This window comes from Prevotella sp. oral taxon 306 str. F0472, assembly GCF_000257925.1.
In the GTDB taxonomy this organism is placed as follows: Bacteria; Bacteroidota; Bacteroidia; order Bacteroidales; family Bacteroidaceae; genus Prevotella; species Prevotella vespertina.
Window position 1 is genome coordinate 47,649 of the sequence record NZ_AJIN01000025.1, and the last position, 16,627, is coordinate 64,275.

Here is a 16,627-nt window from a genome sequence, read left to right on the forward strand (position 1 = left end):
CTTCACTTGAGTATCAGTGCTCATAATCACTGATGAAAGTTAATAATCAGTAAGCAGCTAACCTGTATTTTCGGGTTAGCTGCTGTTTGTTTGTTATGTTGTAGGCTTCTCTTCTTCTATGATTTCAGCGTCTTCAATATTCTCATTAGCGAGTTTGAAGCCTTCAACAATCTTACTCTCTTCAGCCTTCTCAAACGCTTTTCGAATATAATAATTACGTATAGAGAAGAGCAATTCGATAACTCCATAACACATGAAAGCCCATCCTATCACTTTTAATGGTAGTGCCGCTGCCTCTATTGGTTTGTGTATTGAGAAGATAGCGACAATCAAGATGAGGGTAGGGAGAAGCCAGAGATAGACAGGAACATGTGCATACTGTTTTGAACGGGCAAGTGTTATAAATAAGTTTACAGCACCAAGAATGAGTAAAGCTGCAAGAATATAGACCATACCAATAACGAATGTCTCGGGCATAATGGCTAGGATAATACCCAAAACAACGCTTCCTACTCCTGCAAGAGGGAATGAAGGCGACTTCAAAGCATCTGTCTCCTCCTTCTCTGCTTTTGCCTTTCTTTTGGCAATACGTTCCTTTTCTACATAATAGACGATACATGAAACCGCTCCCGAGAGGAAGAAGAGTAGACCGATGGTAATGGTTAACCATGTCATTGCTCCTTGGTTATATTTCACCAAAAGGAATCCTGTCACTGCCATAAGAATTGCTCTTATAGCTGATATTTGTAGTACTTTCATGGCTACAAAAATACAAAATAATCTCTATTCCAAGGCTTTACTCGTAAACTATTTGTTACTTTTGCATGAAAAAGAAATAAATAAATGACATTATTATATTTAGTCCGTCATGGTGAAACTATTGACAATGCGCGTCACATCATGCAAGGACAAACACAGGGAGAACTGAATGAGAAGGGTATTAAACAGGCTCAAGAGGTTGCGGAACAGCTCAAGAATGAACCAATAGATGCTTTCGTGTCAAGTGATCTGAGACGTAGTATTCATACTTGCGAGATTATTGCTGCCCCCCATGATAAGTCTGTTTGTACAACTCCATTATTACGTGAGCGTGACTGGGGAGCCTTCACTGGTAAGTATATACCTGACTTATCTAATCTGAAGAATCCTGCTTTATGGCCAAAGGATATTGAGAGTATTGATGCAATAAAGGCTAGGGCGGCAGAGTTTATAGCGTGGTTACGTGCAGAATATCCCAATCAGAAGGTACTTGCTGTGGGGCATGGTATTATTAACAAAGCTATTCAGAGTGTCTATTTTGATAAGCCCATGAATGAGATATTACCAATGGGTAATGCTGAAATTCGTATACTTGAATTATGAAGGAAAATATATTTCAGTCTGTATGTAATATCTCTTTCTTTTTACCCAAGCCACATCTATGGCGTAATATAGTCTTAATTCAAAGGCTGTAAGGCATTATTTATCCAATAAATAAGACTACCATTTATAAGAAAATAGTTTATTTTTACTTGAAGTTTAATTTATTATGAAAATAAAAATAATCTATTTTCTATACGAAACATGCCTTATCTATATATTACTCATTCGCAAGTAGTACATAAACTTGCCGTTTCTGTTATTGTACTTAGGTGTCTGTACCCATATAAAGAAGCTCCAAACGTTAAAGTAGTAATAGTCACCACAAGTATGAAAGTAATAGGATTGAATGGTTGGAAAGCTACATTTGGAAAAGAGATTATTTAGTTTTACTATTACTTCCATCAGTCCTCTTCGAAAAATAACACACTAATAAGCAACACATTATACCAGGTATTTAATATGACAGCAAATGAATATGAGAAACAAACTAGGACTTTTAGAAGAATGAATGAGGTTAGGAAAGATGTGATAAGAAACGTCTTACTTCTCGAAAGGTAAGTCTCCTTCCACCCAGATAGGCGTATTCCCCTCATCAAATCCATCGGTTGTTGAAGAAGAGACCGATAACCCCATTAAACGGATAGAATGCTTTTTATAGCCTGTTTCGCTGAGCAATAATTTTGCGAGTGGGAGTATATCATGCTTTGTTCGTAGGATTTTTCCTTGTGTTAAGCTACGTGTTATCTGCGTCGTTGCATCCCATTTCAACTTTAGAGTGAGTGTTCTTCCTTCAAATTGGTTTCTTGTCAATCGTTCAACAAGTTCTAAGGTGAGATGGTAAAGTTCTATTATAATCTTTGACTCAATATGTAAGTCTTCACGAAAAGTATGTTCACAGCCAACTGACTTACGTTCTCTACTTACGATTACAGGTCGTTCATCAATGCCACGAGAGAAATTATAATATATCTTCCCCATCTTTCCAAAAACCTGGGTCATATGATTGTAAGATATATTACGTAATTGTTCACCTTTAAAAACTCCCATTTCATGCATCTTGGCAGCAGTTCTAGGTCCAACACCCCATAACTTTTCAATAGGAAGACTGCCGATGAAATCCATTGCACGATCAGGATGAACAATATAAATGCCATCGGGTTTGCGCATATCTGAAGCAATCTTTGCTAATAGTTTATTATAGCTAACTCCAGCTGAGGCTGTTAACGAAGTCCTTTCAAAAATCTTCTGTTTTATCTCTTTGGCAATGTCTATAGCCATCGAAATACCTTTCTTGTTCTCTGTCACGTCGAGGAAAGCCTCATCTAAAGAGATAGGTTCAACAAGATCTGTATACTCATGGAATATTTGATGAATCTGCCTAGAAACTTCCTTGTATCTATCGAAATGACAGGGAACAATTACCAAGTCTGGACAACGACGCTTAGCTTGTACAATGGACATAGCTGAGTGAACACCATAAGGGCGGGCTTCATAACTAGCCGTAGATACCACTCCTCGTGGTCCATCATAACCAACAGCTATCGGCTTGCCACGCAGTTCTGGATTATCTCTTTGTTCTACAGAAGCAAAGAAAGCATCCATGTCTATATGAATAATTTTACGCATTACACACCCTGATTCACGCACAAAGATACAGAGAACTATAGAAAGATACACTTTTCTAACTAATAAATAAATAAAAAAAAGTACCTTTGCAAAGAAATAACAAAGACAACACTATAATAAATAAAACCAAGTTGAGTTATACTATACAAACGAGACTAACACAAGAAGAAATGGACATATCAACTAATATTGATGCCATGGGGAGGCTACAACGTAGCCTCAAACGAGCCTTTGATATTATATCATCGCTCATTGGTTTCATTATTTGTTCTCCATTATTCATCATTATTATTCTCTTACTAACATATCAAAACAATGGTTCTGTGTTCTTTAAACAAGTTCGTATCGGATATAAAGGGAAACCTTTCACAATCTATAAGTTCCGAACAATGAGTAGTATTGTGGAGGAAGAGGGACCTCAGCTTGTTGCAAATAGTGATAGAACAAATTCTACTCGATTAGAATTGTTCCTGCGAGATCATCATTTGGATGAGTTACCTCAATTATGGAATGTACTTTGTGGAGATATGTCGTTTGTTGGTCCGAGACCAGAACGTCAGTACTTTATAGACAAGATACAGAAACATACAGACCGCTATAACCTAATTTATCAGATGAGACCAGGACTTACATCTGAGGCTACACTCTATAATGGATATACTGACACTATGGAGAAAATGCTACGACGTATGGAGATGGATATTCGTTATCTACAACATCGTTCGCTATGGGTAGACTTTATCATTGTTGTTAAAACTATCCTTAATATTATCACAGGCAAGAAATTCTAACAATGGAAATGAAGAAATATATTCTATTCGTATTACTCTTAGCATGCTCTTTAGCTGGCTTTGCGCAATCCTCTATGACCGATACGCAAGTGATGGAATTCGTGCAGAAAGAGCACAAACGTGGTACTTCACAGGCTCAGATTGTGACCAAGCTGATGCAGAGTGGCGTCGACATCTCTCAGATTAGGCGTGTAAGAGCAACCTATGAGAAGATGCAAAAAGGTAATGCTGCGTTTGGTGCTGTATCTGAAAGCAGCACTGGAGACCGTAGTCGTAGTAACAATGGGCAGAAGCGTCCAGGGCAGAACAAGCGTCAGGTTGCAGAGAATACACTCGACGACTACAATAATAGTGAGCAGGAGATGAACCGATACTCTGATGGTCGAATATCAAATAATCAAATGTGGGAACATACATATGATGAGAATGATGGCGATTATCTGAAGATGCAATCGGAGATGAATGATTGGATGCCACAGGACACTGCTGTATTGTATGAGAATCTTTTAAAGCAGTTAAGCCGTAATCGCAAGAAAGTCTGGGGACGCGATATCTTTAATAATAAGAGTCTATCATTCGAGCCGAATATGAACATGGCATTACCTCGTAACTATCGTTTAGGTCCCGGTGATGCTGTATTCATTGATGTCTATGGCGCTTCACAGAAGTCATATCAAACAACAGTTGCCCCTGATGGAATCATTACCCTAGATGGTTTTGGTCCGATTCAAGTAAGTGGCTTGACTGTCGCACAGGCAAATAATCGTATCAAGCAGAAACTAGGAAAGAGATACAGCAGTTCTAGTATCCGCCTTTCGGTGGGACAGACACATACAATCATGGTGAATGTTGTTGGTGAAGTTAAGACCCCCGGAACTTATACTCTATCAGCCTTTGCAACCGTATTCAATGCCCTTTATATGGCTGGAGGTATTGGAGACCTTGGAACATTACGTAATATAAAGGTATATCGTGGGGGTACGCTCATAAGCACTGTCGATGTCTACGACTTCCTTCGTCGGGGTCATTTGAGTGGCAACGTACGCTTGGCAGATAATGATGTCATTGTCGTTGGTCCTTACGAGATGCTCGCACAAGTGAGTGGTAAGGTCAAACGTCCTATGTTCTATGAGATGAAGCGTGGCGAGAGCCTGGGAACCTTGATTAGTTATGCCGGTGGATTCGCTGGCGATGCCTACACCCGTTCTGTCCGTGTACGCAGAAAGACGGGTCGTCAATACTCTATCTTTAATGTCAACGAGTTTGATATGCGTAACTTCCGGGTGGCTGATGAGGATTCCGTTAGCGTTGATTCAGTGATACCTCGTTATGAGAATATGGTTGAAATCAAGGGAGCTGTGTTCCGTCCAGGTATGTATGAGGTAGGTGGACGTATTAATAGTGTGCGTGAACTGGTAGAAGCTGCCGACGGATTAACTGAAGTTGCATTTGCTCCGCATGCTGTATTACATAGGAAGAAGGCCGATCGTACATTGGAGGTAATATCTGTAGATATTGATGGTATCCTTACTGGTCGCGTAGCCGATGTCCCTCTTCAGAATGAGGATGTGCTCTTCATTCCAACCAAGACAGAAGCGCAAGAACAGCGAACAATCACAATTCATGGAGAGGTGCTCTATCCTGGAATATATACATACGCTGACAATGAATCTTTAGAAGACTTCATCTTGCAAGCTGGTGGACTGAAGCAGACCGCCTCAACCGTAAGGGTAGATGTGTCACGACGTATCACCAACCCACAAGCACTTGAGCCAGATTCTATTATAGCACGTACTTATTCGTTCTCTCTCCGCGATGGCTTTGTCATAGATGGTGCACCAGGATTCGTTTTAGAGCCATACGATGAAGTTTACGTGCGTAAGAGTCCTGGCACATCAACACAGCAGAATGTGTCTGTGGAAGGGGAGGTCGTCTTTGCAGGGAACTATACCCTCACTTCACGTAAGATGCGTTTGAGTGATATATTCAAAGCTGCAGGCGGTGGAACTGACCTTGCGTATATAAAGGGAGCACGTCTAGAGCGTCGCCCAACACCTGGTGAGCGTGTTCGTATGGAGGCTGCTTTCAGAACTCAAATGGAACAACAAAGCAAGAATATAATGCAATTAGCTATTAGGACAAAGGATGCTGCCGTATTGCAAGCAGCACAAGAAAATAGCAAGAAAGCTGAAGAGAAGTTCCAAGTACCTGATATGTATCCTGTTGGTATAGAACTTGATAAGGCGATTGCCCATCCTGGTAGTGATGCTGACCTTGTATTGAGAGAAGGTGACAGACTCATAGTTCCACAATATAATGGTACCGTCAAGATTAATGGCGCTGTTATGTTTCCAAATTCTGTTGGTTACGTAGAAGGTAAGAGTGTTGCTTACTATATCGACCAAGCAGGTGGCTTTGCCAATGATGCGAAGAAGAGCAATACCTACATCCTATACATGAACGGAATGTTAGCAAAGGTAGGTCACAATGCAAAGGTACGTCCTGGTTGCGAAATCATTGTCCCTACGAAGATACAAAGCCGTATGGGGCTTGCTGAAACGCTCAGCATTGGCTCCAGTGCAGCTAGTATCGCAGCTGTCATTGCTACGATAGCTAATTTGCTAAAATAAGAGATTAGATGTTATGGCAGCTATTGATGCCATATCGTTTCAACATAAAACGGTAGACTTATATAAGGTATATAGGTCTACCGTTTTGCTATGAATTATAAGACAATAATGTGTTTCGTATTGTTCTGTGTCGGGACATAATAGGTAGGATGACAACGGATAGCATTAGGAGAGGTTGTTCCCTGCGGTGGAACATCAATGTTCCAGCACGGGAACATCAACGTTCCAACGGCGGAACATCAATGTTCCTGCGTGGGAACATTAGCTTTCCAGTGGCGGAACAAGGAGCATAGAATATGCACACAAGAAAAGACACCGATGTAAACGCACCATTTTACGCAATATGATGATTGCTGATAGACCTGTAGATTAAGTTCTCACATATAAAATAAAAGGGGAATAAAATCCTCACTTGATTTCAGTCCCTTTTATATCTTGACCCAAGACGCTGGCAAAGGGAACTGGCAGTCGTCCATATTCAACCACCGCTTAGGAGCAATGACAACCTTTTCGTTATTCTGATTAAGCCACGCACCCCACCATGAGAAAGAAGAGTTTGCAATGATATTATGTGCACAACACGACATCAACTGCATATCTCGGTAGCTCTCTGTCCCTGTGTTCCATGTCACATAAACTACAGGAGCCTTCAGATAAGGCTGAAGATGCGTCTGACACCATGCTATATCATTACTAAAGATACAAAACACGGAGGGTGTAACATACGTACTTATCTTATCAATCGCAGCCCGATAATAGTCGAGATCGCAGATGCCTTGATAAAGTTGATTACCTATATAATCGCCTCTCCTCACGTGTATTGCAACGCTGTTCTTATCTAATTTCCTTAGCAAAGATAGGTTCTCTGTGCGCTTAAATGCTGGGAATGTAAAGGCTTTCAAGACCTTCTCCCGACACGCTACAAAGTATCTTTCATCCTGCCAATAGCCATCGAAGTATCTGTTTCCTTCTCTTGTCAACACCGACTCATCATAGCGAAAGGTGGAACTCTCCAAGCACATTGTCTTACGACGAGGTAGAAGACGTTTGCCAATACGCCATAAAAGATAGTTGGGGTAGTAATAGGCAATGCGCATGATAGTTGCCGCAGACGCCTTCTGTGCGGTCAATGAGAAGATACGCTCCAGTTCGAAACCATTATGTAGGTGGTAGCCATTGAAGCAAGAAAGGTCGAGCGCCACACGCTCCTTTGGGAATGACTCTTGCAGGGAGAGGTATAGAGCATACTGAAACATCTGATTGCCTAAGCCACCTAATATCTTTACTATCTTCATTTGCGGATTACTCTCTTTATTATACATTTCAGATTAGAGTGCATAACGACCTTATTGACCCACAAGCAACATCTTAGCAGTAGGCGATACTTATACTTTGAACTAAGAACAGAGATATCTTCTACCTCGGTTTGCTTGAGATCTATCTGGTTAGTTATCTTATCGTCATGATCATTAAAAGAGTCAACATGAAGACTATCTACGAACGTTCTGCGCCTTCCCTTTAGTAGACGATAATACCAATCAACATCAACAAGCCAGCGGAGTTGGCTATCAAAGTAGGTTAGATGCTCTCGTCTAAAAGCGACACAAGAGCAAGGACCAATGACATTACAAAGGAAAAGGAGCGAAGGAAAGCCCGTGAAGAGCCTCATCACAGCTTCTGAGAATACATTAGGCTTAAGTTCTCCACCATTGAAGACCTTTACACGGGTCACAACTACGTCGTATCCCCTTTTGAATTGCTCATTTAATGAAGTCAGATAACCATCCTCTTCGAAAGCCTCATCGTGATGTAACACAATAACAAACCTACCGCTTGCTAATTGTAAGCCACTATTCCAATTATTAACAGCGCCTGCTGAGGGCACATGATGCCGATAAACGATAGATGAATCATTGACCATTGACACGTAATCCGATATAGATGAATCTTCGGAATCATCTACTACTATAATCTCATAGTCCTTGAAGTCCTGCTTACAAACAGAACTGTACGCACTCTTGAAAAGGTCGAGATTATTATACGTCGGTATTATTATCGTGAATGTCTTCATTCAGTTCTCTTTTACAAGCGGTCTCATTAATCAGATACCAACTTAATAACAATAACGCAAAGGTATAGGTGTTATCGAAACTTCCACCCCAGAAAAGGTCCAAGGTTAGACCGATAAACAATCCTAACTCTACTGAATAACGTCGGTATGCCTTATATCTTAATAATGTCTTGACAATACTTACGAGGAAAAATAACAATACTATGACACCAAAACTATAGCCAATAGTTAGGATACATGACTCGGTCACGCCATTAGCTATCAGATGAGAAGGTGTACTAAAGTCTTGGTTTTCATCCAAATGGATATTGAAGAAGCCATGTCCTATCCATGGGTCTTTGCCTATCTCCTTTATGAAATGGAACCAAATAAACGCCCGATAGAAGTTACTTAGATTAGAGAACATCGTGACAAGTGTTGCCATAAACACAACGATAATACTTGACACATACATCCCGACCATCATTATCTTACTTCTATACAAACGTAGGTAATACATCGTTGCAACAACCGCTCCGATGATAAGATAGCGATAAGAACCAGATAAGATAAGGTTGCCTACCATCGACGCAAGTCCTATGTAGAAGACAAGCTTATTCACCTTCTTCTGATTAAGCATATAACAAGCACTCACGAAGGTGACACTTCCCGAATATAAGGCATTCCCCTTAAAACCTGGGAAACGTGCAAGTGCCTCGCCAGGGCGCACTGGTGGCAGTTCAGTCCATGGTACATTCACTCCTACAAGGAATAAGAGATTAGTACCAAAGTCAAGGATAAAGATGATAAAGACGAAGATGCGTAACGCTTCCAAGCACGATTTCTTATCTTTAACACCCATGAGAAGGATGCAAAGGAAATAGAACTGTCCCCAATAAGCTATATTCCAAGACTTCAGACCATTGCATAATGCGAAATAGATTCCGACACCCAAGGATAGACAAATAAACAGAAAGAAGATTGGAGTGTACCTTAGATTTCTTAAGAAGGTGGTGGGCGAGAGTATCATTAACAACGAAAGGGCAAATAACCCCATAGGAACAATACCCGTACCCAGTATCTGTGTAAGGAAAAGAAAGAGTGCAAACAACGTATAACGTACTTTCTCTGACATCACTTTACCTCCTTCCTAACAACAAAGAATGTGTAAACTAAGAACATGAAGAAGGACACGATATAGGAAATTAATACTGCCATAGAAAGCCCATTAGCCCCACTACCTCTCTGACAAAGGATGTAGGTGCATCCTATCATCAATATTGCCCACACGACATTGATACCAAAACACTGCCACATCTTGCCTAAGCTATATACAGCCATCTCAAGAACGTTAGCTAAAGCAGAGAAGATTGTTGAGATAGCCAGTATCTGTAAGGGGGCTGAATTGTTATAGGTCGTACCATACAGACGCATGATAAAACCACCGAAAAGCATTACGCCTATTGCCAATAACAATGCTGTAACTCCTACTATCAGCATATTATACTTCAAAGTAGACACAAAGGAGGTCTTTTCCTTATGTAGACTGGACAGGATAGGAAGAACTATTTGACTGAAGGCAGTGGGGATGAACAAGATAATAACCTTCCATTGGTCGGCTGCTTCAAACACTGCAAGCTCTCGGAAGCCATCTGTCCTGACAAGTATAGAACGTATCAACCAGAAGGAAGGAGCAATAAGCAGGGAAGAGAGTGCCGCTGGCAAACTGTAAGTGTACAAGATAGAGAAATCCTTCAGACGGAGGTTCTTTATGCTTAACTTCTTTATCTGTATAGCAGAGAAGTTCTTATTAATGGAGAGATGGTTCATAACAAAAATCAAGATGAAACCCATCCCGAAACCAAGTACAGCTCCATTTACCCCAAAATAATAAGCGCCGAGGATGGTCAAGACCGACTCCAAGATACTTCCCAATAGTGTGTTAATAGCAATAGCCTTAAAGTTCTCGAAGCCCATCAAGGCTCCATTCTGTACGCCATTGATAATAGAAAAGAACAACAACACCGCTCCTACTCTTACAGGTAGCACAATACTTGCATGGTGAAGGATATTATTCGCAATGAACGGTGCACCTAACAGTATCAAGATTGCCGTTATGATAGCCATTAAAAAGCCAAAGCAGTTTGTTGCGGCATAGACAGCTGGAATCTTATCCGCCTGATTCTCCCTATATTCTGCTATATACTTAGTCGACGTAACACCTAAGCCTGCAGAGCCAAGGACGATGAACATATTAATAGTGGAGCGTACCATAGAGAACTCTCCGTATGCCTCTTTCTGCAAGATATGGGCACAGATGATACCAACGACTAAGGTAAGGAACTTCGCTAAAGCCGTTCCTGTAAACGACCATACCAGTCCCTTCCCCATTCTTCGTGATATAGAAGATGAGTTGATACGAGTTATTATATCCTTAACTGTTATCATCAACTATTCGCCCTTTGCTCCACCAAACAACAATGAGAAGTTACATACAACGAACGTAACCATCATACTGAGGAAAACAACAATGAAGACGAAGGCCATTCGCTTAGGTCCTGCAGGCTTAACAGGCACTGATGCGCTCTGAACAATGGTAAAGGAAGGGGTATGCTCCTGTAACTTTGCCTGTGCATTCTGTAGTTGTGTGCTCAGCGCACTATAAGCATTAAACTTCAACTGCATATCATTCTCTAAGTCATCACGCTGTGACTGAAGCTCTTGCAAGATAACATCTTGATTGGCATCAGAGAAGGAAGCATACTTCTGACGGGCGGCTTCATATTTCTTCTTTGCTTCTGCTACCAACTTTGTATAGTACTTCACGTCATTCTTCATCTTGTTGGTTTTATAGTTGGTGATGAAGTCCTGTAGTTTAGCTCGTACTGAGTCAGCTATCGTTGCACTAATCAATGGGTCTTGATCTTCCACTGAAATCGTTATCAGACCAGTCTTGATATCAATGTCACATGCAATATTTCCCTTTATCTTTGAGAATATTTCGTCTTGCTTCTTATTGAGCATAAAGGGGTTAACAGGCTCTGTTGCAGTGGCAAGACTGTCGTTATCACCAAACTTCTTCGCTATCCATCCGATTGCCTTACCGTATGGTGAGTCTTTCTGATGACTGTAAAGATAATCATAGTAACTTGCCTTCACCGACCCATCTTTTGTCTCTACAGGAATCTGTAGCAGACTCTTTATAAACTCATTCGACTTCATCAGGTCTGGATAAAGACTGGGTTGCAAGGCATTACCAGATGCTACATCACCAAGATCTACGCCAAAGGAAGAGGCAATAGAGCTTAGTTTCCCCCCATTCTCAGTATTATCCATCTCTGGAGCGAGCGATATGTCGCACTTATAATAGCGTGGGACAGGTAGAATCACTAAGATTGCTCCTACCAAAGCAACGACAAACACGATTACATAACGTAGCCAATCATGCTTGAGCTTCTTGAGAAAGGAACTGACTGCAACACTCTCCTTCTTATTGTCTTCCATTGAATCTATATTTTATTCTGTATTTATCTTTAACCATTAACAGCAACATCTAAATAATAACGACATGTTAGCTGTTTTATTGTGCTAACTCTTTGTGGATGTCATTGACGCCCTCCTTGTTTACTCAATAAGGCTGTCTTATGTCTTTCTTATCAGATTATATAGGCGCTGACGGATAGGTAAAGGCATTATACGGGTGGTGAATCGAATAACAACACTTTGGCAGAATATATGAAAGGGGATATACCCCATCTTCAGCATTCTTACCAATATGCGTACTTCATCACAAGCATAAGACCAGCCGCCTCGCTTTGCCACAGTCGCTTCTGAGTATCGAAACCATAACAAAGACTGCTGAATATTATGAAACTTACAACCGTTCTTTAACATTCGCAACCAAAGGAAATAATCTTCAGGGAAATACTCTGTGAGATAGCCTCCTACTGCCTGCACAGCAGCTTTCCTATACATCACTGTCGGATGATTAACAGGACATCTATAACGAGCATACTTCTTTATATCTTCATACTGTTCAGGCACTTTCCTTATCGACCTGACTTGCGTCTTGTCATTGGTAAACTCGTCAACCCAAGAGCCTATCACGTCATAGTCTTCATGTGCCTTAAGCCAGTTATACTCTGTTTCAAACCTATTAGACTTGCATATATCATCCGCATCCATACGGGCTACAATATCGTATTTACATAACTGTAAGCCATCATTTAAGGTCTTTCCTAACCCTCGGTTCATGGGATACGCCACCACTCTTAATGCCGGATATTTTGACTGATATGACTTTATAACCTCATACAACGCCTCTGTCAAGGGTCCATCCTCTAATAGAACAACCTCACCAGCCTCCACAGTCTGCGTAAAGATACTCTCTAAACTCTCACGAAGGAAAGCAGGATTATCTTTCTTATAAACGGCCATTAAAACTGATACGTCAATACGTTCCATCACATTGATATCTAAGATGTATTTTACAAAAAATACTTAAAAGAATCGTTCACAGCCTAAGCCTTACAACGACTCCATTAGTATTCTTTAGCTACAAATGTACAAAAAGAAAATAACAAACAACCATTCATGGTAAGAAGATTTCGTAAAAACAATTATTAGGGATAATTATTAAGCCTTTCCAATACCCAGATACAATATTATTACAATTATTGAGTTCTATTAAGCACAAGAATATAAATAAAATGTCGACATATATTTTAATCAGTCTTTTTGCTTTTACCATGAGTGCTATCTGTGGATTCTTTATGATTCCACAAATACTATCTTTTTGCAGGAAAAAGCATTTGTATGACACTCCCAACGCACGTAAGGTACACAAGAATGCTATCCCGCGTTTAGGAGGGGTATCGTTCTTACCTAGTATGCTTATTGCTTCTATTGTTGCATTACTCGTATGGTCTTATACTAGCAAAGGGAACAAGATTGCTATAAGCCCATGGAGTGTATTCTTTGGCTTAGGCATTACTGTTATTTATCTGACAGGACTGATTGATGATATATTTGGTGTTCGTGCAAGAGCGAAACTGCTCATGCAAATAATTGCAGCGTGCTTATTACCTATTTCCTATCTATACATTAATAACCTCTATGGTTTCTTAGGTGTCTATGAACTACCTATGTGGGGAGGAATGTTACTGACTATTGGTGTCTTAGTATTCGTTATGAATGCTATCAATCTTATTGATGGTATTGATGGACTATCGGCAAGTTTGGTTCTTATTGCATTATGTGGACTCTTCTTCCTTTTCCTTCGTGAGAATCTAGGAATCTATTGTATCTTAATTGCAGGACTGATGGGTGTACTTATTCCCTTCCTTTATTATAATCTTTTCGGTAGAGTGGAAAGAGGACAAAAGATATTCATGGGTGATTCTGGTAGTCTAACACTTGGATATATTCTAGGTGTTTTGATGGTTAAATTCTGTATGTATAATCCACATGTTATGCCCTATCAGAAAGATTCAATTATTCTTTCAGTAACATTATTAATTGTACCTGTTTTTGATGTGTTTAGGGTTATCATCGTACGATTATTACACCATAAGCCTCTTTTTCGACCTGATAAGAATCATATACATCATAAACTCATCCGTGCTGGACTTACACAACGTCAAACATTACTCAGCATCCTCTCGCTTGCACTTTTATACATTGTTATTAATATAGTATTGTTCAATCATCTTCTTATCACATGGATAATTTCCATTGATATCATCTGTTATATCCTATTCAATTATATGTTAGACATGAGGATAAAACAGAAGGGTTTGTCTCCTTTTCAAAGTGAATAATGACATTCACTAATATATCACAAGGTTTTAAAACTTATAAAAATAGAGTCTTACACTACCATCACCTAATATCAATTTATCTCCCTTTAATCTTTCTATATTGAATATTGGTGTTAAGTTTTTTACGCCATATAAACTCAAAGAAGAGTCATAAGTTGTGAGCAGATGATCGCCATTTTCACGATCAAAAAGGTAAGGTGAAGACAATACCAACTGATTATTGTTGATATTAAAACGATAAAGAAAACTATTGTGTGTACCAGTTTTATCTTCTAGCTGTAAGAGTTTTGCTTGAAACGACCAGAATATTACTTCGTTACTCACATCTATGTGTGTATTTGTTACAGACTCCTCGATTCGAACTAAATGCCACATTCCCTCTAAATCACCAGCGTCATTATCAGTTTCCAAGCTACATGAAGAAAAGAGAAGAGCTAACACTGGTAACAGGAATACTAATATATTTGATTTAAACATATCTTTTGTGTATTATAAACATTCAACAATCTATACCTTATTTATTCAGCAATCCGCGTTTACTAAGCGTTAGTTGTAAGCCATAATTAGGACCTTCAAGAATACCACCAAAGTCAGCCCCAATACCCAACTTTACTTCTGTACCTCTTAACCAATTACTTGTTTCACTTCTATTAAACATATAAGAGGTTTCACCTAACAAACTAACATTATGCTTCTTATGTGTATAAGGTTTTTCATAAGTTCCCAATCCTTCTTGCCAAGTTGCTAGAAAGCGCCACTTCAAACAGTCTGTAGGATGCCCACCTAAGCCTAGGTGGAGTGCAATAAATCGATTGTCTTTGAAATAAATAGTACCATCTTCATTATAGATAGGCGATCGATAAAGCGGATTACCCATCGTTTGCCCCCAATGCTGGTAGCCTGGGAAGATGTAATGATTATAGTAGTTGTCTTTTCCTCCTATATGGTCTGGCACTGTGATAGTGTGGTCATGATAGATTGGACCGCTCTGATACTTACTATAAATATATTCAACAACAACGTTATTCAGCCAATGGTCTGGTTTATACTTATACTCAAAACCTAACATCCAATCCTTAAAATCATACAACAAATAACGTCGTTTCTTCTTTTGTTGCCATTCCGTTCCTTCTCCATAACCATCATAATCTAACTGAAACATTGAAGAATGGTCCTCAAAGAACTTATCCGCATAGACGGAAACACAACTCCATTCACCTTCATAGTTTAATCGCATGACCCAACTTCCTAGTTGATCACCCTCTACGTTTTGGTAGGTTGTCTCTCCATTGTCTGCTCCTCCAGGTAAAAAAGCATACCAGAAGTCACGTACACCAGTTCTGCCTTTCGATGGAATAAGATTCCCATGCTCATCAGGAAGATAAGAGATTCCTCCAAAAAGTGATACCATCTCTAGTCCCATCTCTAATGACCAAGGGCAGAACACTTCCTCGTTTCCAATCTTCAAGTAACCAGCTTTAGAATGAAAAAGCACCTTATCAGAATATTTTGACTGTAAACGAGTGAAGTCATGTTGCCAGTTCTTATCGGTCAACATACCATAAGCTATGTGTCCTTTAAGGTGTAGCCAACCATTAGCAAATGGTAAAGTCCAATAGTCACCGAGTGCTAATCGCACTTGTGGAATCGGTCGGGCATTAATGCCCAAAGTCTGTGAACCTGTACTTAAATCAGCATTCTTCATTTCCATTGGTTGTTCCTTTGCTCCAATAGTCAACGTTCCATGCCACCAACTTCCTTCTAAGTAGGCTTGTTGAATAATAACTTTACTAGTATAGTTTACTGGTGCAATCACATCAACACCATAGCCAACTCCAAACCTGTGTCCTGCATCTATATTCAAGGGGCGCTCTATTGCCCCACGCATATAGCCATTCATTACATCCAAAGAACTCAATCCATACTTATTAGCATTCAGCCACAAAGGAGTTTTCCCTTTCGAGAAACTCCCTTGCAACTCCAGTGTATATTCTAATCCTTTAAGTAACTGTACACGGGATGTATCTCTATTGTTTCCTTCCCAAGATTGCGCCCTCAATACACTTGTGAGTAGAATGACAAACAAGGATAAAAGAAGTTTTTTCATATTATAAAGCTAATTCTTTAAATAGACATAGGTGTGTAGTAAGGAGTAAAATAAGACTTCTACAATCTACATACACATATTCTCTCCTGCAAAGTTAATAAAAAAAAGGGAAATAGCAAACGAATATCTCTTCTTCGACTTTAGGATTACACCTTATTATATTAGGGGTATATCTTCCTTTTCCAACATATTATACACCTTTAGGGAAAATCCCCCTCTATGTAGGGGAAATCCTTTTAGGA

The 16,627-nt window shown here is 39.7% G+C and carries 15 protein-coding genes; 5 read left to right on the forward strand and 10 right to left on the reverse strand.

Annotation, left to right across the window (positions count from 1 at the left end):
- Positions 1-93: 93 nt before the first annotated feature.
- The gene (locus HMPREF9969_RS03885; protein ID WP_036894922.1) at positions 94-759 is read right to left on the reverse strand and encodes a DUF308 domain-containing protein; all 666 of its coding nucleotides are present in this window, start codon (positions 757-759) and stop codon (positions 94-96) included.
- An 84-nt stretch (positions 760-843) separates the two neighbouring features.
- Here HMPREF9969_RS03885 and HMPREF9969_RS03890 point away from each other — a divergent pair, with 84 nt between their 5' ends.
- The gene (locus tag HMPREF9969_RS03890) at positions 844-1,362 is read left to right on the forward strand and encodes a histidine phosphatase family protein (protein WP_009434572.1); all 519 of its coding nucleotides are present in this window, start codon (positions 844-846) and stop codon (positions 1,360-1,362) included.
- 540 nt (positions 1,363-1,902) lie between these two features.
- On the opposite strand, the gene dinB is transcribed toward HMPREF9969_RS03890, so the two are convergent.
- The gene (gene dinB / locus HMPREF9969_RS03900; protein WP_036894927.1) at positions 1,903-2,988 is read right to left on the reverse strand and encodes a DNA polymerase IV; all 1,086 of its coding nucleotides are present in this window, start codon (positions 2,986-2,988) and stop codon (positions 1,903-1,905) included.
- A gap of 170 nt (positions 2,989-3,158) precedes the next feature.
- On the opposite strand from dinB, the gene HMPREF9969_RS03905 reads away from it, so the two are divergent.
- From HMPREF9969_RS03905 to HMPREF9969_RS12775, 3 genes are all read left to right on the forward strand, one after another.
- Positions 3,159-3,779, forward strand: coding sequence for a sugar transferase (locus HMPREF9969_RS03905; protein WP_036894929.1), 621 nt, complete (start codon positions 3,159-3,161; stop codon positions 3,777-3,779).
- An 8-nt stretch (positions 3,780-3,787) separates the two neighbouring features.
- Positions 3,788-6,409 carry an SLBB domain-containing protein gene (locus HMPREF9969_RS03910; RefSeq protein ID WP_009434541.1) on the forward strand — a complete coding sequence of 874 codons (2,622 nt, stop codon included), beginning with the start codon at positions 3,788-3,790 and terminating at the stop codon, positions 6,407-6,409.
- A gap of 149 nt (positions 6,410-6,558) precedes the next feature.
- Positions 6,559-6,702: a hypothetical protein gene (locus tag HMPREF9969_RS12775; RefSeq protein ID WP_156787939.1), complete on the forward strand. Its 144-nt coding sequence runs from the start codon at positions 6,559-6,561 to the stop codon at positions 6,700-6,702.
- Positions 6,703-6,837: 135 nt separating this feature from the next.
- Here the strand turns inward: HMPREF9969_RS12775 and HMPREF9969_RS03915 are convergent, their stop codons facing one another.
- The 6 genes from HMPREF9969_RS03915 to HMPREF9969_RS03940 form a co-directional block, all read right to left on the reverse strand.
- Positions 6,838-7,704, reverse strand: a complete 867-nt coding sequence (locus HMPREF9969_RS03915; protein WP_009434595.1) for an alpha-1,2-fucosyltransferase — start codon at positions 7,702-7,704, stop codon at positions 6,838-6,840.
- On the reverse strand, positions 7,701-8,480 hold the full coding sequence (locus tag HMPREF9969_RS03920; RefSeq protein ID WP_009434602.1) for a glycosyltransferase family 2 protein: 780 nt from the start codon (positions 8,478-8,480) through the stop codon (positions 7,701-7,703). The genes HMPREF9969_RS03915 and HMPREF9969_RS03920 overlap by 4 nt, the downstream gene beginning before the upstream one ends.
- Complete coding sequence (locus HMPREF9969_RS03925; RefSeq protein ID WP_009434557.1) at positions 8,446-9,594, reverse strand: ligase; 1,149 nt, start codon at positions 9,592-9,594, stop codon at positions 8,446-8,448. The genes HMPREF9969_RS03920 and HMPREF9969_RS03925 overlap by 35 nt, the downstream gene beginning before the upstream one ends.
- On the reverse strand, positions 9,594-10,907 hold the full coding sequence (locus tag HMPREF9969_RS03930; protein ID WP_009434559.1) for an oligosaccharide flippase family protein: 1,314 nt from the start codon (positions 10,905-10,907) through the stop codon (positions 9,594-9,596). Before HMPREF9969_RS03930 ends, HMPREF9969_RS03925 begins: the two co-directional genes overlap by 1 nt.
- 3 nt (positions 10,908-10,910) lie before the next feature.
- Positions 10,911-11,963: a chain-length determining protein gene (locus HMPREF9969_RS03935; RefSeq protein ID WP_009434552.1), complete on the reverse strand. Its 1,053-nt coding sequence runs from the start codon at positions 11,961-11,963 to the stop codon at positions 10,911-10,913.
- A gap of 138 nt (positions 11,964-12,101) precedes the next feature.
- Positions 12,102-12,923: a glycosyltransferase gene (locus HMPREF9969_RS03940; protein ID WP_036894935.1), complete on the reverse strand. Its 822-nt coding sequence runs from the start codon at positions 12,921-12,923 to the stop codon at positions 12,102-12,104.
- 245 nt (positions 12,924-13,168) lie between these two features.
- On the opposite strand from HMPREF9969_RS03940, the gene HMPREF9969_RS03945 reads away from it, so the two are divergent.
- Positions 13,169-14,278 carry an MraY family glycosyltransferase gene (locus HMPREF9969_RS03945; protein WP_009434616.1) on the forward strand — a complete coding sequence of 370 codons (1,110 nt, stop codon included), beginning with the start codon at positions 13,169-13,171 and terminating at the stop codon, positions 14,276-14,278.
- A gap of 27 nt (positions 14,279-14,305) precedes the next feature.
- Here the strand turns inward: HMPREF9969_RS03945 and HMPREF9969_RS03950 are convergent, their stop codons facing one another.
- Together HMPREF9969_RS03950 and HMPREF9969_RS03955 are read right to left on the reverse strand one after the other, a co-directional pair.
- Positions 14,306-14,755, reverse strand: a complete 450-nt coding sequence (locus tag HMPREF9969_RS03950; RefSeq protein ID WP_009434570.1) for a lipocalin-like domain-containing protein — start codon at positions 14,753-14,755, stop codon at positions 14,306-14,308.
- 37 nt (positions 14,756-14,792) lie between these two features.
- Positions 14,793-16,385 (reverse strand): capsule assembly Wzi family protein, encoded by a 1,593-nt coding sequence (locus tag HMPREF9969_RS03955; RefSeq protein WP_009434560.1) that lies wholly within the window; start codon positions 16,383-16,385, stop codon positions 14,793-14,795.
- Positions 16,386-16,627: the final 242 nt, after the last annotated feature.